Source organism: Paenibacillus harenae DSM 16969 (genome assembly GCF_000422465.1).
GTDB lineage: Bacteria > Bacillota > Bacilli > Paenibacillales > Paenibacillaceae > Pristimantibacillus > Pristimantibacillus harenae.
Genome location: NZ_KE383842.1, coordinates 1,915,060 through 1,933,461 on the forward strand (window position 1 = coordinate 1,915,060; position 18,402 = coordinate 1,933,461).

14 protein-coding genes and 1 pseudogene are annotated in these 18,402 nt (G+C 52.2%); 4 read left to right on the forward strand and 11 right to left on the reverse strand.

Annotation, left to right across the window (positions count from 1 at the left end):
* Window positions 1-1,833, reverse strand: a complete 1,833-nt coding sequence (locus H581_RS0119120) for a sensor histidine kinase (RefSeq protein ID WP_028611422.1) — start codon at window positions 1,831-1,833, stop codon at window positions 1-3.
* Window position 1,834: 1 nt separating this feature from the next.
* The gene (locus tag H581_RS0119125) at window positions 1,835-2,854 is read right to left on the reverse strand and encodes a response regulator transcription factor (RefSeq protein ID WP_028611423.1); all 1,020 of its coding nucleotides are present in this window, start codon (window positions 2,852-2,854) and stop codon (window positions 1,835-1,837) included.
* A 586-nt stretch (window positions 2,855-3,440) separates the two neighbouring features.
* Here H581_RS0119125 and H581_RS34535 point away from each other — a divergent pair.
* The 4 genes and pseudogenes from H581_RS34535 to H581_RS38620 all read left to right on the forward strand — a co-directional run.
* Window positions 3,441-4,850, forward strand: coding sequence for an MFS transporter (locus tag H581_RS34535; protein ID WP_051250969.1), 1,410 nt, complete (start codon window positions 3,441-3,443; stop codon window positions 4,848-4,850).
* Between the two features lie 72 nt (window positions 4,851-4,922).
* Window positions 4,923-5,324 carry an Rrf2 family transcriptional regulator gene (locus tag H581_RS0119140; RefSeq protein ID WP_028611424.1) on the forward strand — a complete coding sequence of 134 codons (402 nt, stop codon included), beginning with the start codon at window positions 4,923-4,925 and terminating at the stop codon, window positions 5,322-5,324.
* Between the two features lie 43 nt (window positions 5,325-5,367).
* A complete protein-coding gene (locus H581_RS0119145; RefSeq protein ID WP_028611425.1) occupies window positions 5,368-6,270 on the forward strand; it encodes an NAD(P)/FAD-dependent oxidoreductase in 903 nt (300 codons plus the stop codon).
* Window positions 6,271-6,440: 170 nt separating this feature from the next.
* Window positions 6,441-6,684, forward strand: a pseudogene (locus H581_RS38620) (transposase); the annotation flags it as partial.
* A 141-nt stretch (window positions 6,685-6,825) separates the two neighbouring features.
* Here the strand turns inward: H581_RS38620 and H581_RS0119155 are convergent.
* The 9 genes from H581_RS0119155 to H581_RS0119195 all read right to left on the reverse strand — a co-directional run bounded on the left by H581_RS0119155 (window position 6,826) and on the right by H581_RS0119195 (window position 18,399).
* Complete coding sequence (locus H581_RS0119155; RefSeq protein WP_028611427.1) at window positions 6,826-8,424, reverse strand: type 2 periplasmic-binding domain-containing protein; 1,599 nt, start codon at window positions 8,422-8,424, stop codon at window positions 6,826-6,828.
* 154 nt (window positions 8,425-8,578) lie between these two features.
* Complete coding sequence (locus H581_RS0119160; protein WP_028611428.1) at window positions 8,579-9,448, reverse strand: carbohydrate ABC transporter permease; 870 nt, start codon at window positions 9,446-9,448, stop codon at window positions 8,579-8,581.
* Window positions 9,449-9,478: 30 nt separating this feature from the next.
* The gene (locus H581_RS0119165; protein ID WP_425414622.1) at window positions 9,479-10,402 is read right to left on the reverse strand and encodes an ABC transporter permease; all 924 of its coding nucleotides are present in this window, start codon (window positions 10,400-10,402) and stop codon (window positions 9,479-9,481) included.
* A 132-nt stretch (window positions 10,403-10,534) separates the two neighbouring features.
* Window positions 10,535-12,340, reverse strand: coding sequence for a glycoside hydrolase family 36 protein (locus tag H581_RS0119170; RefSeq protein WP_028611430.1), 1,806 nt, complete (start codon window positions 12,338-12,340; stop codon window positions 10,535-10,537).
* A 12-nt stretch (window positions 12,341-12,352) separates the two neighbouring features.
* Window positions 12,353-12,718, reverse strand: a complete 366-nt coding sequence (locus H581_RS0119175) for a cupin domain-containing protein (protein ID WP_028611431.1) — start codon at window positions 12,716-12,718, stop codon at window positions 12,353-12,355.
* A gap of 246 nt (window positions 12,719-12,964) precedes the next feature.
* Window positions 12,965-14,299, reverse strand: coding sequence for a multi antimicrobial extrusion protein MatE (locus H581_RS0119180; RefSeq protein WP_051250971.1), 1,335 nt, complete (start codon window positions 14,297-14,299; stop codon window positions 12,965-12,967).
* Between the two features lie 422 nt (window positions 14,300-14,721).
* Window positions 14,722-15,282: a PadR family transcriptional regulator gene (locus H581_RS0119185; protein WP_028611433.1), complete on the reverse strand. Its 561-nt coding sequence runs from the start codon at window positions 15,280-15,282 to the stop codon at window positions 14,722-14,724.
* A gap of 6 nt (window positions 15,283-15,288) precedes the next feature.
* Window positions 15,289-16,857, reverse strand: a complete 1,569-nt coding sequence (locus H581_RS0119190) for an MDR family MFS transporter (RefSeq protein WP_028611434.1) — start codon at window positions 16,855-16,857, stop codon at window positions 15,289-15,291.
* A gap of 198 nt (window positions 16,858-17,055) precedes the next feature.
* Entirely contained in the window at window positions 17,056-18,399 is a 1,344-nt protein-coding gene (locus tag H581_RS0119195) for an FAD-dependent oxidoreductase (protein WP_036718845.1), read from the reverse strand.
* Window positions 18,400-18,402: the final 3 nt, after the last annotated feature.

An 18,402-nucleotide genomic window follows, 5' to 3' on the forward strand; every position in this document is an offset into this window, starting at 1 on the left:
TTAAGCTTCATATTGCTTGTTAACCCGTCTGCCTTTCGGCATGAGCATCGTGATCTTCGTACCTTGTTGTTCTTCGCTTTCGATATGGAGACCAAACCGGTCTCCAAAGACCATCTGGATACGCCGGTGTACGTTCAGCATGCCGATGCCGCCCTTGTGGCCAGCATCGCCGAGCTCGTCTACGTCGGCCAACCGGTTCGCATCCAGCTTATGACGCAGTCCGGCCAATCGGTCCCCCGATATTCCGGAGCCGTTATCCTCAACGCTGACCCAGAAGATGTCATTCTCCTCGCCGCAATCGATGCGGATGTAGTGGTATTCCTCCACGCCATCGGGGAAGGCATGCTGAAACACGTTTTCCACAAGCGGCTGCAGCGTAAGGCGTACCATCGCATGCAGCAGATATTCGGGCATTATGGCAACATCAATTTCGAATTTCCGACCGATCCGGTGCTGCATGACATTCATATAATACATGACGTGCTTCAATTCGTTCGCGACCGTAATCTCCTCCAGATTGGTCTGTACGGAGTAGCGCAGCATATAAGCAAGGGCTTGGACGATTTCAGTAATATCCTCGGAATCCTGAACGGCGGCATAACAGACGATCGTCTCCAGCGTGTTGTACATGAAGTGCGGATTGATCTGCAGCTGCAGGGACTGAAACTCGGCGCGCTCGCGCTCCATCTGGATCTCCCGGTTGCTCAGCTCCACCTGTACAACCTTGTCCACGGCATCGGACAGCCTCTTCACCATCAGATTGTAGCGAAGCATAAGCTCCGCGATCTCGTCCCGATGCTTCGGCAGCGGGATAGGGACCCAGTTCCCCTTCTCCGTCTCCCGCATTCCCGACTTGAGCGCCTGGATCGGTCTGGTAATCGACTTGCTGAAGCGGTACGCAAGCAGGATGGCAAGCAGCAGCGTAAACAGACCGACGCTGAGCGTAGAATTGCGGATATTCGTCACAGGTTTTCTTACTTCTTCCACTGGCATTGAAACGATTAATTTCCAACGCGAATAGTCCGACATTCTCGCCGTATATATCCGCTCCTCGCCCCCGGAGTCGTCGTAGAACACGCTGTCTCCCGATTGCCCGAGCTTGCCGCGCACGGCTTCCGCCATTACCGTCCCCACCTTGCTCTCCTCCGGATGGTAGACGATATTTCCGCTTGCGTCAGCGATGAACAGATAGCCGAGTTCCCCAAGATCGACGCCTTTCCAGAGGGCAGAGAGATCGGCCGAGCGCAGTTCGATCGCGAGCAGCCCGCTCAATTCCGGCGAGCTGTATCCGCGGATGCGGCGGACGAGCGTGACCATCTGATTTTCCTGGTCCGTAAAAATACTGTTTTTCAGAATGCTTAGCTGGCCGTTAGGGTTCGTATTGCTCATGAAATAATCCCTCTGGCGCCAGATCTCCTCCGGTGTGAACGACTGCTCGTTCGTCTCATTGAAGTAATAGACGGCGTTGCCATTGCCGTTGATCAGATAAATGGAGGCAATCTTCGGATTGCCGATAAACAAAGGATCCACGCCCGCCTCGCGTATCATTTTCCGATAATAATAATAATCATACGCCTCGCGGTCGGCCGGCAAATCCATGAATTCCATGACATAGCGGAATGTCAGCAAGGACACCATGGAACGCTCGTAATCCCTTAGATACAGATCGGTATGATGAACGGCGTTACGGACGATTTGCTCCATCTGCTTCTTGGCCAGCTCATCCAGCTCGCGGGAAGAGGTCGAGTAAGAAATGCCTACGCCGCTAAGCGTCAACCCGATAACGACGAGAAAATAGAAGGTAAGCTTCGCGTATAGACTGCGGATTCTCATCTTATTTGATCCCCAGCGAGGCCCGGTATTCGGAAGGCGTGACGCCGACCAGCTTCTTGAATGTCTTCGTAAAATGCGGATAATCGTCGTAGCCAACCTCCGATGCGATATCGACGATGCGAATATGCGGTACGGCGAGCAGCTCCTTGGACCGGTCGATCCGTCTGTTGATCCGGTATTTCACGAACGTCTCGTGCGTTATCTTCTTGAACAACGAGCTGAAGTATGTCGGCGTAAGGCCGACCATCGATGCCACCTGATCGAGCGTAATCTCCTCCGAAAGCTTGCTGTCGATATAGGACTTGGCCTCTTCCATCGGATCCCGGAAGTTGCCGCTGCGCATCGATGCCAATCCGTCGCGAATACCTAGAAGCCCCGCTTCGAAGGCGTCGAGCGCATCCTTCACGGTGCCGGCCTGCTGGAATGACAGATCCGGCGAAGGGGTGAAGTTCCGGGCTCGGAACCGTTTCAGCAGCATCTCGCTGTAGTCGAAGAGCAGCTCCTTCAGTTGGGCAAGAGACAGATTGGCGGACAGGCAGTATTCCCGCCAACGCTCGCTCAGCTCAAGCAGCTCGTTTGTTTGGAGCGACCAGATATGCTGCTCCATAAGTTCGATCCATTCCATGTATCGGGAAGGCGCGATATACCCGGCCGGCTGTTTTTTGACCAACCGATCCAGCGCCTCGTGCACGTCTGTCTTCGTAACCGGTTTCAATAAATAATGCTTCACGCCGTAATTCACGCACCTCTGAGCATAGCTGAAGTCGTTGTAGCCGGAGATTACGACAGTCTTTATTTGCGGAAATTCTTCATGCAGAATGCGGCACAGCTCCAAGCCGTCCAGTTTCGGCATCCGGATATCCGTCAGTACGATATCGGGCTCCATCATCCGAATCTGCTCGAGTGCGGCTTGTCCGTTCCCGGCAGTCGTCACTTTGGCGAAGGCCGGCACATATCGCTCCGCCATCTTCGAGATCCCCTTACGAATGACGGGTTCGTCGTCAACGATGAGTATATGCATAGATCGTTCCTCCCTGCTCGTCTTTCGGTTATGGGTGCAACCTACATCATATCGCGTCTAAAAGCTTTCTTCAACGCAAGCATTTATCCCTATCATGGCCCATATTCCCTATCCGCGATAGGGGAAATTTCCGGTCGGTTGTGTTTTTTTACGATTAAGTGTTTAGCTGATCTTCAGAACGATTTATCCTTTCTACGCTTCCGTTTTTGAAGTTCAACTTATTTAGATGCAAAGGAAGCTTCTCTCACAATTGGAGCTTCCCTAGCTTGACGAAGAAGCATTACGTCGCTATTATGGATATATTAAGTCTTTGATTATGATCTTCTCTTAATTAAAGACATCAAGTACCTATTAAGTCTTTTAAACTTTATAATGGGAGGGATGCAATGAAAAAACCGTTATTTTCTTTAATAATAGACATGAAATATCTATTAAGGATGAGAACGATTGGTGAGAAACAGAGAAAGAAAAACGCAATTGTTTGGTGTGATGTCCCTTCCGACAACTGATAATTGAAGGACGCTACTGCCAAAGAGCCTCATGAATCAAAGTCGCGAAGGGGAATCTTTATTAGGAGGGAACAAATATGAATGAGGAGATCAATGGTCGCACGCCGCAGCAAACGCGTGCAGCATTCACTGTTTTGGCCTTCGTGCAGGCGACCTTGATTTTTACGATCGCGCTGATCATCGTACCGTTGCCCAAGATCGCCAGCGAGTTCTCGCTAAACTCGGCGAATTTGCTGCTGATGCAGGTAGCTTATGGACTCCCATTCAGCGGCTTGCTGTTGTTTGGCGGACGGCTCGCGGACCGCTATCACGGACGGCGGATGCTGGTGACGGGGCTGATTGTTTTCGGAGCGGCTTCCGTTATTGCCGCGTTTGCTCCAAACTTCGAAGTGCTGGTCAGTATGCGTTTCTTGCAAGGCGTCGGTGCGGCGATCACGGCGCCTGCCCTCATGGCAGTGCTGCGCACGCTATTTCCCGATCCTGCGGATTTCGGCAGGGCCATGGCGGTTTGGGGCGGGGTCCCATTTCTTGGTGCGATTTTAGGATTCATTTTATCGGGAATCATAACAAACTGGATATCGTGGCGGTGGATGTTCGTCGTTCCGGTTCTGGTTGCGGCTGTTGCCCTCGTTGTGGCCCGTCCGCTCTTGCCGGCAGGCGATAACAGATCTTCCGCCCATCGGCCGGGGCTCGATCCGCTCGGAGCGGTTCTCGTCACCTTGGGCATCTCGCTGACCAGCTATGGATTGATTGCAAGCAACGACTATTCATGGTCATCACTCACCGTATACGGTTCGTTTATCGTCGGCATCGTGCTGTTGATCTTCTTCCTGATCGTGGAACGCAAGGTGAGCGACCCTCTGCTTCCGCCCGGGTTCATTTTGGAACCTCGCCGGATTTCCGGTCTGGCTGGCATGTTCCTGGCCGCAGCCGCTTCCATGGTGATCGAATACGTTCTCACTCTTTATCTGCAACAAATTCGGGAATGGTCGTCGCTGGCAACGGCCATTTCATTTCTGCCTTTTGCCGTCACCATGATTGTCGCGAACCAAGTTTCCGCCCTGTTTATCGCCCGTTTCGGCGCAGCACGCGTCATGACCGCAGGGGGACTCATCTCGGCGCTGGGACTGGGGCTGCTTGCCTGGATTGGTCGCGATACGGCTTATGCGGCCATCCTGTTGCCCGGTCAGATTATTCTCGCGGCGGGGATCTCGCTCGTCTTGTCCGCATCGGCGGTACAGTCGACGGTGAACATCGGGCAGCATCAGGCCGGGCTTGCCGGCGGCGTGATGAACACCGCCATGGAGTTGGGACCGACGGTAGGGCTTACGGTACTGATGGCGGTGGCGGCAGCGCAAGCCGATACAGTGCAAGGCTATGCCTGGGCATTCGGTACCGCTGGTATCGGCTTCATGTTACTCGCGATTGTAGTAATTTTGCTGTTGCCTCGTAAGTCTGCCGGACAGAACAGCCAACCGGGACGTTAGGCTCTGTCGACTTGACTGAGAATGGTTCATCCCTGTATCATAGACATACAGTATCTATGATGGAGGTAAAAAATGAGATTCTCAAAGGCAACGAATTACGCTCTCCATAGCATGCTCTTCATGATTGGAGAAGCGTCGAATAAGCCGGTTGGCGTCCAGTATTTAGCCGAAAAGCAGGGTGTGTCCCCGGCTTATTTATCTAAAATATTGACCAAACTGGTAAAAGCCGGACTGATCGATTCGGTTTCCGGTGCCAATGGCGGATATACGCTCGGGGCGCAGAACAAAGACGTATCGTTCCTGGATATCATTCATGCGATTGAAGGAACAGCCTCTTTGTTTAACTGCTGCTTGGATGGCAAGACGGAATGCCTGATTCAGAAAGTAATGGTTTCCGCTGAGCAGGCCATGGAAGAAAGATTGATGGTACAAAAGCTTGTTGATCTTGTGGATCAAAAAGCAGTCGGCAAATAATACGGACATTAAAGCACTTCAAAGTGTATGAAAGGAGGAGACCATGAAAGATTGCGTAATTGTCGGCGGAGGACCGGCCGGATTGAGCGCAGCCCTGGTTCTCGGAAGAGCTAGAAGAAGTGTCATGTTGATTGATGACAACCGTCCTCGCAATGCGGTGACCCATGCCTCTCACGGATTTCTGACTCGTGACGGTATTCAACCTGCACAGTTTAGGCGCATAGCGCTCCAAGAGGTATTGGAGTATCCGACGGTTGAGCATCGGCAAGCGGAGGTCGCCGAAATATTCAAACAGGCCGATGGGTTCGAAATTGTCATAAAGACGGGAGACCGGGTACGGGCAAAGAAACTGATTATGGCGACCGGTCTGAAGGAAGTGTTTCCCACAATTGATGGTTTGCACGATTTTTATGGAAAAAGCTTGTTCAATTGCCCGTACTGCGACGGTTGGGAATGTAGGGACAGGCCAATTATTTTGATTGCGGAAGAGCCTGTCATTCTCCATATGGCCAAACTGCTCTACAACTGGAGTCAGGATTTGATCGTATGCACAAATGGCAAACCACTGTTGTCGACCGAAGAACGAATGATGCTGGAAACAAAACAAATTCGGATTATCGATGATACTCCCATATCCGCATTTGAAGGAAAAAACGGCCAGCTGAAGCAAATTGTTTTGGCGGATGGCCGGCGTATAGAGCGAAGCGCGGGATTCGTGATTCCGAAATGGCAAGCAAAGGTCGACTTCTCAAAGGAGCTTGGATATGCGGTAACGGAATTTGGCGGAATTACGACCGATACAATGGGAAGAAGTACAATTGCCGGGCTATATGCAGCTGGAGACGCGGCTTATGTCCGGCCTTCCCAACTGATTTATGCCGCGTCCGACGGCTATAAAACGGCAATCACGGTCAACACAGACTTATCCGAAGAACTGTTTGTTTAAATGGCGCAGCAAATCTGAACGGATTTATAAATATCACGAATATTGGATAAGACCGGATGAATATGATACTAAAAAAAGATGCAGCCTTCCATGGTTGGCTGCATCTTCAGCCTGTTGAGAAACCTCAACAGGCTGTATTTATTCTTTAATTACTTCACCAAAGCTGCGCTCGTCACGTGTGGCAAGATAGCAAAGAGTGGGTCAAACAGAATGGGCGAAGCCGCTCGGGCAAGTATCTTTATCGATTACAATTCCAAACGGTTGAGCGAAGTTTCACGGATGCTAAAGAGCTCTATGGGCTTGCTATTGCCGTTTGCGCGGACGAAACAAGGTTCTGGAGTAAGCATTAAAATGACCGCCGTCTGCCAGAACGTCAAGAAGATCGCCAACCGCCTGGACAAACAGGTAGGATAGGGCGATCTTCTTGTTTTTTGTACTTTTCATCCCTTACATACGCCTTAGAAGAAAGACAAAGCCCTCGAGATGAGGGCTTTGTCGACAATCTGAGGAAGATCCCCTCACTAGTGGTGCTTACCGTTACAACCTGCAATCTTCTTACTCGATGTCTATCCGAACTGCGCCCTGCTTATTGTTCCAGCGTTCCGTGGCCTCCTTGATAATCTCGTCGCCGCCCTTGCTCTTGTATTCTTCGATCACCTTGGGCCAATCGGAGATCGGTTCCTTGCCGTAGATCATCTTGACCATATGGTCGATGATCAGCTTCGGTCCGACGTCCGGCGAAGGCGCCGCCAAATCAGGGTACTTGCTGAAGGAGCTCAGTTCCGGATAGAAGCCGATGCCCGGCAGACCTTCCTGCGACAATACGTCGTCGAATGCGGCCAATGTTGCTTTGCCGTCTTCGTTAAGATCCAGTCTCAGCTTATTGTACGTGGCGTCATGAACAGCCCAGATCGTGCCGCTCCGCCAGCCTTCTTCCTCTTGCTGCTCCTTCGTCACAGGGAATTTATAGGTGACAAGGCCGCTTGCGTCCTTCGTGTAGGTATCGCCCTCGATGCCGAACGTGAAAAATTCCTCGGCTTCCGGCGTAACCATCCAGTCAAAGAATTTCACGATTTCGGCCGCTCTCGCTTCATCAACATTCTTATTGATATAGAACGTGCGGACAACCGGCGAATAGTAGAAGTAACCGCCCTTGCCTTCGGGCCCCTTCGGCGAAGGAATGATGTCGATCTGCGCATCCGGCACGGCGTTCCTAACGTTCGTCCGGTAGCCCGGCAGTCCGGATGCGTTCTGCGACCATATGCCCGGCTTGCCGGCATCTATGCTCTTCGTGAAATCAGTCGATGAGATCGTGGCGAATTCCTTCGGAATAAGTCCTTCCTCATACATCGTTTTGTACGTTTCCAGCGCCTTCTGCATGTTGTCGGTATCGAAGAATTTAGGCACTACTTGACCGTCGGCCAGTTCGAACTGATCCTTGTAAGGCAGTACGTCAAAGGCTCCGAGGATGATATCCGCATACTTGAAGTTCTCCCGCATCTGGTAAGGCGTCTCGACGCCAAGCTCCTTGAAAGCGCGAAGCACGTTCAAGAATTCATCGACCGTCGTCGGTGCCTGCAGCCCGGTCTTTTCGAGAAGGTCCGTACGGATGTAGGTAGCGCGTCGCGACGGGCTCTTCAGAAACTCCGGAATGCCGTAGATCTTGCCTTCGTAAGATACGGTCTCCCATGCGGCCTTCGGAATGAGCTTCATCAGATTCGGCGCGTGCTCTTTGAGCAAATCGTCCAGAGGCATAAAGATGCCGCTCTCGACCGAGCCCGACATGGACTTGCTGCCGGGACCGCCTATGCTGCCGACCACGTCCGGAATGTCGTTGCTCGCGAACATGACGCCGAACTTCGCATCCTCCATCACCTTAATGTCCAGATCGGTGCCCGTCAATTCCTCCAGCTTCAAAACCCATTTGTCCTTGTTTAAATCCGGCACCCGTGTATGGTAGCCCGAGCTTACCGTCGTCGGCAGCAGGAGCGAGAATTCCACCGGCTCCTTCTTGCCGCTATCCGGCTGCTGCTCCCCGCCGTTATCAGGCTTCTGATTCGCCGGCTTCTGATCTTCCGGCTTGTTGCCAGCGCAGCCCGCCATCAGGCCCATAGCTAGTACCAATGACAGTCCCATGCCGATCCATTTCTTCATACGACAACCCCGCTTCCCTTTGATTGGTTTGTAAGCGCATTCATGCTGCATGAGGCTATTATAAGAATGTTCTTGTATTTCCTGTATGTCTTAATTTAAGCCAGCCTGTATTTTTCTACGGTGCGATTGTTGGGCCGGCAATCGGTCGTCTATATTACGACTTGATCGAGCCGACCAGCATGCCTTGTATAAAATGCTTCTGCAGGAACGGATAGACCAGCATGATCGGAAGCGTCGCGACGACGATGACCGCCATCTTGATGCCCTCCGGCGAGAGCATGACGAGCAGCTCGGATGTCACGTCCGATTGCCCGTATTGATCGGTAAAAACAATCTCCCGCAAGCGGACTTGAAGCGGAATCCAGCGCCGGTCGCTAATATAGAATACCGCCTCGGCGTACCGGTTCCAATGCGCGACCGCGTAGATGATCCCCATCGTCGCCATCGCAGGCTTCGAGAGCGGCAGCACGATTTTCCAGAAGATCCGAAACTCCCCGCAGCCGTCCATCTTCGCCGAATCGATCAGCTCGCCCGGCAAATTCATGAAGAATGAGCGCATAACAAACAAATTGAACGCGCTGATCGCCATCGGCAGCATTAATGCCCACAACGTATCGAGCAAGGCTAATTGCTTCACCAATAGATAGTTCGGAATAAGCGGCGCGCTGAAGACCAAGGTGAACAAAACAAATAGTAACACGGTTTTGCGGTATACATATTCCGGCCGGGAAAGCGGATATGCGAGCATCGCCGTCATGAGCAGGTTGATGAGCGTACCAAATACGGTAATCGTTGCGCTGTTGCGGAAACCGACCCAGATCGAAGGATCCTGAAGAATCAGCTTATAGCTGCCGAGCGTAAAACCGACCGGCCAGAAGCTGACCTGCCCCGCGTTAATGGCGACCGAGTTGCTGAGCGATTGTGCAATGATGTGAATCAGCGGCAGCACCATGCTCAGGCCAATGGCGCCGAGAAAGACGATGTTGCATATGTTGAATATTTTCTGGCCTCTTGTCATAATCATAACGATTTCCACCCCGTTTCACCAATAGCCTTAGTACAACCCGTCACCGGTTACCTTCTTGCTGAATTTATTGCCGATCATGATAAGCGCAAGGCCTACGATCGATTTGAACAAGCCGATGGCGGTCGTGTAGCTGTATTGACGGTCGACGAGACCCGCACGGTACACGTACGTATCGATGATCTCCCCGTTCTCGCTGTTAAGCGGATTGAGGAACACGAACACGCGCTCAAAGCCGAAATCCAGGAAGTTGCCTATCTGCAGAAGGAACAGGATGACGATAGTCGGCAAAATGCAGGGAACGGTAATGGAGGCTACCTGCCGGAACCGGCTTGCGCCGTCCATCTGCGCCGCCTCGTACAAGTCGGGATTGATTCCCGCGATCGCGGCCAGATAGATGATCGTTCCCCAGCCGCTATCCTTCCAGATGCCCGAACCGATCAGGATGGAGCGGATATAGGAATTTTCCCCGAGAAAGTAGATCGGTTCGATACCGAACATCGACAGCAAGTGGTTGACGATTCCCGTAGATGGAGACAGCACGCCGACTACGACCCCGCCGACGATAACCCAAGAGAGGAAGTGCGGCATATAGACGACCGTCTGAACGATTCGTTTATAGGCCATGATCCTCAGCTCATTGAGCAAGAGCGCCAGAATGATTGGCACCGGGAACGCAAAGCAGAGATCGTAAAGGCCGATTAGAATCGTGTTTTTCAATATCGGAAGAAATTCCGCATACTCCAACATTCGCTTGAATTGATCGAGCCCGACCCACGAACTGCCTCGGATGCCTTTGAAAATGTTGTAGTCTTGGAACGCTATGACCGATCCGAACATCGGAATATACCGGAATATTAGGAAAAAGATGATGCCCGGAATCGACAGCACGTATAGCGGCCAATGCTTGCGCATGAATTTTATTTTGTGGCCCGGCGTCGTAAATTGGTACATCATCCGGTCGGAAGTCTCGACCTTAGCCATGCTCTCTTCCCCTTTCTTCGTTTGATTGTTGTCTTGTCCTTATCATCTTAACCAGGGAATAAGCAGGAGGACATGGCGTATTTTAGAGGGAGCTGTGTTTTTTTATGATTGCTCGATTTGGATTATGGCGATCCCTGACGGAGGAATCTGCAGCTTATGCAGGCCTGGCGCGACAAAGATCCGCTGTTCGCTAACGACGTCGCCGGAGCAATTCTTAATCGTGACGCCTGCCTCGCCGAGCGCGTCTATCGTCTCTGCGTAAATCCCTTCCTTCAACCGGCCGTTTACAATCATTATCTCACGGACCGTTCCTGTCCCTGATTCCGCGGCTAACGGTACGATCGCGTCGTGGTAGGTGGCGATAATCGCCTTATGTCCCTTGGATGCGCGAACGAACGGATAGAGCAGCTCCGGACTGCACGGCTCGAGTCTGCCGTCTTGCAGCACATCATGGTGCTCGTTGCAAAATCCGAGCCAAAAGCGCAGCATCCGCAGATGCTCGCCAGGCAGCGATTGAAGAGGCATTGAGATCTGCGGCACTGCGAACAGCAGGTTAATCAGCTGCAGCGCTGCGCTCTCAACGGGCTCTTCCGGGTGCCACATGACCATATCGGCATGCGCGGCGGTATCGCCGCACAACTGCCGGATGTCCAGTGTGCGGACACGGTTCTGGATGCCGTCGTACGGACAGTCGGATGCCCGGAACATATTCCCGTATTTGCGCATTGCTGGCCCAATATAAGGCTGGCGGAACTCGATCATAATATCGGGCTTCAGTGCCCTCAACCTGCTGATCGAGTCGGTTAACAGCTGATCTACGGCAGCGGGAATCGACTCGCGGTCACGGCCGTCCGCTTCCGGAGGAAGCTGCATTTCGGGTGAATAAAAGGCATCGATGAAGTCGAGCTTGAAGCCGTCAAGATCCCATGCCTTCAAGGCCTTCTCATAGGTGTTAATGATATACTCCCGCACGTCAGGATACCGGGGATCGAGCACGCCTGCCTTGCTGTTCTCGTTAAAGCGGACGAGCTTACTCTTGAAGCGGTCCCATGCCTTGCTTTGAATGCCGACATAAGGGACAGCGTACCAGAGCACGAACTTCATGCCGAGCGTATGAACCGCGCGGACATGGCGCGCCATATCGGGAAACTTGCTCTCGCAAGGTTCCCAGTCGCCCGTATACGCATACCCTCGGCGGTTATCTTCGGTCTGCCAGCCGTCGTCGACGATGACGGCGCCCATTCCGAGGGAACGGGCAAGCTCGCATTCCGCTTCTACGCTCTCCGCCGTTACGTTCTGATGCATGCTGTACCAGGTGGAGTACATAGGGCGTTTCGCCGCATCCGGCACGTTGGCCGGCTCGTAAGCCGGCATCCCGCTCCACCAGCGCTGCACGTTCCGCAAACTCTCATGATACGGAACATCCCTTGTGTCCACGAGCAGGGTCGCCTCATAGGACCGGAGCGGCGCCGACGCTTCCTTGAACAGCTGAACGCTGCACCCGAACTCGGCCGTCTCCTCGCGAATTCCCCCCGAGTAGTGACTCGTATGCAGCGCGTCCGAGAAGGCGAACGTCATCTTGTTACGTCCGTTCGTATTGAATAGCGAATAGACCGGCGCGGACGTCGCGGCATTGGCGCGAAGGCCGCGCATCCAATCGGCCTTGAAGCTTTTGTTCCGGTCTTGAGCGGGATGCCAGCTCGCCTGAATGTCATCGGCCGGATGAACCCAGCGCAGCGTCAGAACGGGCGGCATCCGTTCCTGTTCCGACATCAGGACGAGACGGATGAGATCGATGCCTTCCTCTTTGCGCTCTGCGGTAAGATAGATTTGGAACCCTTGCTTCTCCTCTTCGCAGCGTTCACTCTCCAACGTAAAACAATGCTTATTCGTTGATAAGGTGATCAAGCCGCATTCCCCCTAAGTTTGATTATGATGGCGGTTCGGACCGGCATGTAACCAGAGCGTAATAATCGGATCCTGCTCGCTTGAACAAAGATGATGATCCTCTTCCGGCTCGACGATCACGATATCGCCTGCCTCTACAGGATGATGCTTCCCGTTGATCTCCATCGTCCCGTTTCCTTGCAGGATAATGAACGCTTCCCGATCGCGATGAACATGATAATCTTTGCCGTCCGGCCCGTCGTTCGTATGGCTCCGGTCGCCACGTCCGGCAAACGCGAGTCCGCCGGAAGAGAGAAAAGCGCCGGGAAGCAGGTCACCGAGCACATGGTTCTTCTGGTCTACACGCAATGGCAGCTCACATAATCGGATGCGGATCATGACGCTTCACCCTCCCGGAATTCGCGCAAGTTCGTGTATTTCATGCCCTTCCTCCTTGTTCCAATGATTTCACCCCATTATAAATAGCTGCTATAATCTCCGGTATGGCAAAACTTTGGTTGGGTTGTCGTTTTTTACTGCAAAATAGGCCCATGCGCCATTGCATGGACCACTCAAAAATCAGAAAGCCACGCTTCCAATGCCGCGTGGCTTTCTGATTACTTCTATAATTGGTAAACGATTAAATCAGCCTTCATGACGTATAGATACGGGATCTGCCGGTTTAATAAACCGCAGCGCCAACGCGATAAATAGAAGCTCTGCGGCCATCCCGACCGATTGCGCCCAGGCCCCGATCGTTCCGTTCCATCCCGGCGAGAGTCCGATGCAAATAATCAATGTGGCGAGAGTAAAGCTTAAATTAGCGATTTGGGAGCCGATAATGAGCTTCGTCTGCCCACGTACAAACACAAGCCCGTTCATCACATCGAGCCAAGGCATCACAAGCGCAAAGAGCATAAAGCCCTGCAGAACCCTGATGCTCTCCGCCTGCAGGCGGCCATGAACGCCTATGACATGCTCCAGCAGGAAAACACCTATGTCCGTGAAGGCAATGAGCCCCATTAACAGCGCGGGAACGAATCCAAGCATCAGTGTGAATTTACGGACGGCAGCCGGATCGATCCGATAGAAATTGATAACGATCTGATGAAAATAACTAAAAAAGCTGCTAAGCAGCATGACGAGACTAGCCCCGATCGCATAGGAAGAGATGGCCAGCTGCGCATCCCATGTCTTGCCCAGCATGGCATTTATGCCCGGACCGATCCATACCGAAATAAACGAGGAGAACAGCAGCGGCCGATAAAAGGAAAAAACATGCCTTTTGTTCTCGATCGCATGATTCTCCGCCTTATCCGGCATCTTCCGAACCAGCAAACGTCCCTCTGCGAAGCTGACGGCCGCTTCGATTATCATCCCGAACAGGAAAATGATCGCACCGACAACCCCGCTGGTAACTCCTGTATGCACAAAATAAAGAGATAGCAAATACATGCCGGCAAGCCGGATTCCCATACCTATAGTTAACCATTTCGTGCGTAAATTGTAGATAATAACGCCTTGGTAAAAGCAACGTATACCGGAAAAAAGGCTGACGAACATCAGCACTTTATAGACAAGAAGGACATCGCCGACGTTCTCTTCGCCGACTCCGAACACCCCTTTAAAAATGAGGGTCCCAAGCGGCGTATAGCTGATCATTAAGCCCATCGCCATAATGCTGGCGAACACAAGCTGCGCAACCGTCAGTGTCGATTTAAAGGATCGCTTGTCCCGAACGAGCGTGGAGGAGGTCTGCCGCAGCAAAACGGCAGGCCGCTCCGTAATCGCGAGCAGACTCATCGCAATCGCGTAGCTGGCGATGATGCGTTCGGGGTCTTCGGCCTTGCTTAGCGTACTGTTAATAATAACGTGCGAAATCGTAACTAAACTTGCCGAAATCCCTAACGGCAGAAAAAAAGACCATAATTTCTTCATGCTAACCTCTTGCTGCTTCGGCTGTGACAATGACTGGTTCATGCGCTGGCTCCTTCAAAGCTGTTGATCTATCTGAGTGAGACTTTACAGTACAATTATAGCCCTATTTCGCGGTTAGTGCCTATAAACATCTCAACTATCCAGCATGGGAGCATGAACGGATGACAATGTTTTTTATCGCATAACGAAAAAACAACCGTTCTGCCGAATGCGGCCGAACGGTTGTTTATCATCTTAAACGGACTGAAAAAAAAGAATTTATATTAGTGAACGAAAGAAATGCTAGCGCGGAGCGGAGAGAGCAAATCGTTCTGGAGAAACGAAGTGGTCGCTTTTTGCAGTCCAAATGGTTACCCTAACAGGGGTTACCTATTCAAACCATTTGGCTGCAACAGCGATCGTAAGAATGATTTACTCTCGCAGCGATAGCAGCTTATGTAAATCATTTATTCAACTTCTATAGCCTAGTTGCAATCCTGTGAATCCGCCAGATTGCCTGAACGAGCGTCGATTAACACATCTTTAATCCAATCCCGCTCCGCTTCGCTGAACCGGATGATCCCTTTGATCAGATGGATAGCGCCAAGCGGAAGAAAGGATTGTTTCAGCTGCAGTACCGCGCCAAGCTTCGTAATACGCGTTTCGGAATCGGCAAGCTGCTTCTCCAGCAGCTCGCACACCTTCTCCGTCTCTCCCCTTCGAACGAAAGGAAGCCCCGGAAATAACGGATGATAAGGATATGCCGTTTGCTCAAACTGCTTATACAGCAAATCCAGAAAGGCCGAGTTCCCCTTTTCCGTAATCCGGTAGATCGTTTTATCGGGCCGGTTATCCCCTTGCGCATGGATGATTTCCGCAGCTTCGATCAGACCTTTCTCACGCAGCTGGTCTACAGCGTAATAGAGCGAGCCGTCCCGTATTTTGAAGGCCGTATGCCAATTCCGCTCTTTGATCGTCTGCCGGATCTCGTACGGATGCCGGTCGCTTTCCATCAACAATCCGAGAATGAGCAGTTTCATAGACATGGGAAATCACCCCCTGTTCACTGACGGATCCGGCTTAACCGTACTCTCGCTTTGATTCTCTCTCTGGCTGCCCTCTTCCGTTTCCAGACGGGCGCGTCCCATTAGAATAACGAATACGATCGCAACAATGGGCAGCAGAACGGACCACTGGTATATAAATACGATGGAGTCCGCCAGCTTGCCGATCAAACCGCTTACCAATTCCTCGGACAAGCCCATTTGCGCTTGCACAGCCGGGTCCAGCAGAGCCTGGCCTCCCTTGATTTGCTCCAGCGCCTGCGGCGGAAGATTGGACTCCTCCATAATGTCAGCTTGGAACGCATGCTTCTGAAGCGCTCCGAATACGGTAACGCCGAGCGCGGATCCGATGGTGCGGAAGAAGGTAATAAGCGATGAAGCTGAGCCCTTGTACTGCGGAGGTACCGAGCTCAGCGTAGAGATGTTCAGCAGCGAGAACGATACGCCGATCCCTAAGCCGACAATGACCATATACAGCGTAATCAGTCCGCGGCTCGTAGAGCTGTCCATCGCGAAACCGAGAAGGATCGTGCCCATCACAAGCATGAGCGCCGAGATCATCATCACATTGCGGTAGGCGAATTTGATCGCGACCCGCCCGCCCAGCTGCGCGCTGACGACGACGCCCAGCATCATCGGAATAAGTACCGTACTCGTCTGCGTCGCGCTAATCCGAAAGACGCCTTGGATGAAGATCGGAATATAAGTCGCGCATGCGATCATAATTGCGCCGTACAGAACGCTGATCATCATGCTGCTTGTGAATAAACGTTCCTTGAAGAGGCTTAGCTTAATAATCGGATCCTTCGCTTTCCTCTCCGCCAGCAGGAATCCGATCAGAAATACGCCTGAGCCGATGAACAAGGAGACGGTTTGGAGCGAGCTCCACGCCCAACCTTCCGAGCCCCCCAGCTCCAGGCCAAACATAAGACAAAGAATGGCTGCGGTCAGCAGGATAGCACCGGTCCAGTCGATATGCTGCTTCTTCTTGATCAGCGTCTCGTGATACGCCCGCATAATAAATAGGATCGCAACGATTCCAATAGGCACGTTGATGTAGAAAATCCAGCGCCAGCTGATGTTATCCGTAATCGCACCGCCTAATATCGGTCCGAACACGCTCGATATTCCGAATACGGCTCCGAATAATCCCATCATTTTTCCGCGTTTCTCGGCTGGGTACAAATCAAAAATAATCGTAAACGCGATCGGCAGCAAAGCGCCGCCGCCGATTCCTTGAATGGCGCGGAAAATAATCAGCTGATCCATATTTTGCGCCATGCCGCACATGACGGAGCCTGCAATAAATAAGACAAGCCCCATCAGGAAAAACCGCTTGCGCCCGTACATATCCGACAGCTTGCCTAAAATAGGCGTTGATACGACCATAGCGATCATATAAGCCGAATACACCCATATAAAGCTTTCCATGCCTCCAAGCTTCTTAATAATGGTGGTCATTGCCGTTGACACTATGGTCTGGTCAAGCGCCGACATGAATAATCCGAGAAGCAGCCCGGCTACGACGAGCTTAACATTGCTTTTTGCAGCGTCCATATGTAACACCCCTTTGAAATCACTTGCTCAAATTTGAGTACAATACTACATTATACTCAAATTTGAGTAAATGACAATATTGGCAAGCAAACAAAAAAAACCAACGTTAGATTAGACACTAACGTCAGCTTTTATACTTTTCATAACAGTCCGATTGCTTGCTGTCAATTGTTCTTCACGAATATGAGCCTGAATCATTTATTCCAATAATGCGCCTTGCTCCCGCAGCCTCTGCTTTAGCAAATGAATATCAAGGTCGCCCGGCGGCGCGCCGTGCTGAACCGATAAGCCGGCCGCCGTTCCGGCCGCTTGCCCCGTAGCCATGCAGCTGGGGCTCAGCCTTGTCGTAGCGAGCGCTTCATGCGAGGTCGAGATGCATCGCCCCGCGACGAGCAGGTTAGACAGGTTCTTCGGCAGCAGACAACGGTACGGAATGTCATAAGCACCGTCCCCCCGCACCCAGGCGGCTTTGACACCCTTGCCGGATGGATCATGGATGTCGATCGGGTATCCGCTGCGGGCGACACAATCGTGAAATCTTCTCCCCGACAGCACATCGTCGACCTGCAGCGTATATTGCCCGTCTATCCGTCTCGTCTCCCTTACGCCGATTTGCGCTCCAACCTGCGAAATGGTTGCGTTCTCGAAGCCAGGCAAGCTTTTTCTCATAAAATCGGCTACCATCATCACCTGCTTGCGTCCTTGCTCCTCCGCTTCGGTCAAGTCCTCCACATTCGTTCCGTCCAGTCCCTGCACTCTCGTTGTGTTAACGAGAACTTCATCGTCCTCCGGCCCCGTAAAGCACAGCACCTGATCCCTGTTTATCGGAAGATTCGCCTCCTGCCAATGCTTATAGAAGCCTAGTATGCCGGTCAACGGCAAATCAGCCAATTCGTCAAACGGCGTTTTTTCATAAAATTCATTCGGATGCTCAAGCATATATTGCTTCACCTTCGCCAGATTGACGCCCCGCATGCGAAACTTCATGGTCATCGGCTGCGTCAGTTGATCCCGGTCTCTGCCCTGCAGGCAAGGAGCGCCGGCAAGATTGGCAACATCCGCGTCTCCGCTCGTATCGACAAATATTTTCCCTTTTACTTCGATCCTGCCCGATTTCCCTGTTAGAATGACGGATTCAATCCGTTCGTCCTTCGTTCTGACCTCATCGACGAAGCTGTGGAGGATAAGCTTCACTCCCGCTTCCTTGAACATATCCAGCACCAGAACCTTGTAGGCTTCGGGATGGAACGGAGTAATCGTCCGGACGAACCCGACCGTATCCCGCAAATGACCCGGCGAAGCGCCTCGTGCCATTAACCGGTCGACAATCTCTTGCGCGATCCCTTTGATCACTTGTTTTCCCTCCAAGGTATGGAAGGTCATCCATGGATATACCAATGCCGCCGTCGTCATTCCGCCAATAAAGCCGTAGCGCTCGATAAGCACCGTACGCGCCCCTTGCCTTCCCGCGGCAATGGCCGCATTGACGCCGGCAGGGCCTCCTCCTATTACAACAACATCCACATCCATCCATGTACTCATTTG

Excerpts from the sequence above, each read along its gene's own strand:
- H581_RS0119120 (WP_028611422.1), bottom strand. The coding sequence starts at position 1,833 with ATGAGAATCCGCAGTCTATACGCGAAGCTTACCTTCTATTTTCTCGTC.
- H581_RS0119125 (WP_028611423.1), bottom strand. The coding sequence starts at position 2,854 with ATGCATATACTCATCGTTGACGACGAACCCGTCATTCGTAAGGGGATC.
- H581_RS34535 (WP_051250969.1), top strand. The coding sequence starts at position 3,441 with ATGAATGAGGAGATCAATGGTCGCACGCCGCAGCAAACGCGTGCAGCA.
- H581_RS0119140 (WP_028611424.1), top strand. The coding sequence starts at position 4,923 with ATGAGATTCTCAAAGGCAACGAATTACGCTCTCCATAGCATGCTCTTC.
- H581_RS0119145 (WP_028611425.1), top strand. The coding sequence starts at position 5,368 with ATGAAAGATTGCGTAATTGTCGGCGGAGGACCGGCCGGATTGAGCGCA.
- H581_RS0119155 (WP_028611427.1), bottom strand. The coding sequence starts at position 8,424 with ATGAAGAAATGGATCGGCATGGGACTGTCATTGGTACTAGCTATGGGC.
- H581_RS0119160 (WP_028611428.1), bottom strand. The coding sequence starts at position 9,448 with ATGATTATGACAAGAGGCCAGAAAATATTCAACATATGCAACATCGTC.
- H581_RS0119165 (WP_425414622.1), bottom strand. The coding sequence starts at position 10,402 with ATGTACCAATTTACGACGCCGGGCCACAAAATAAAATTCATGCGCAAG.
- H581_RS0119175 (WP_028611431.1), bottom strand. The coding sequence starts at position 12,718 with ATGATCCGCATCCGATTATGTGAGCTGCCATTGCGTGTAGACCAGAAG.
- H581_RS0119180 (WP_051250971.1), bottom strand. The coding sequence starts at position 14,299 with ATGAACCAGTCATTGTCACAGCCGAAGCAGCAAGAGGTTAGCATGAAG.
- H581_RS0119185 (WP_028611433.1), bottom strand. The coding sequence starts at position 15,282 with ATGTCTATGAAACTGCTCATTCTCGGATTGTTGATGGAAAGCGACCGG.
- H581_RS0119190 (WP_028611434.1), bottom strand. The coding sequence starts at position 16,857 with ATGGACGCTGCAAAAAGCAATGTTAAGCTCGTCGTAGCCGGGCTGCTT.
- H581_RS0119195 (WP_036718845.1), bottom strand. The coding sequence starts at position 18,399 with ATGAGTACATGGATGGATGTGGATGTTGTTGTAATAGGAGGAGGCCCT.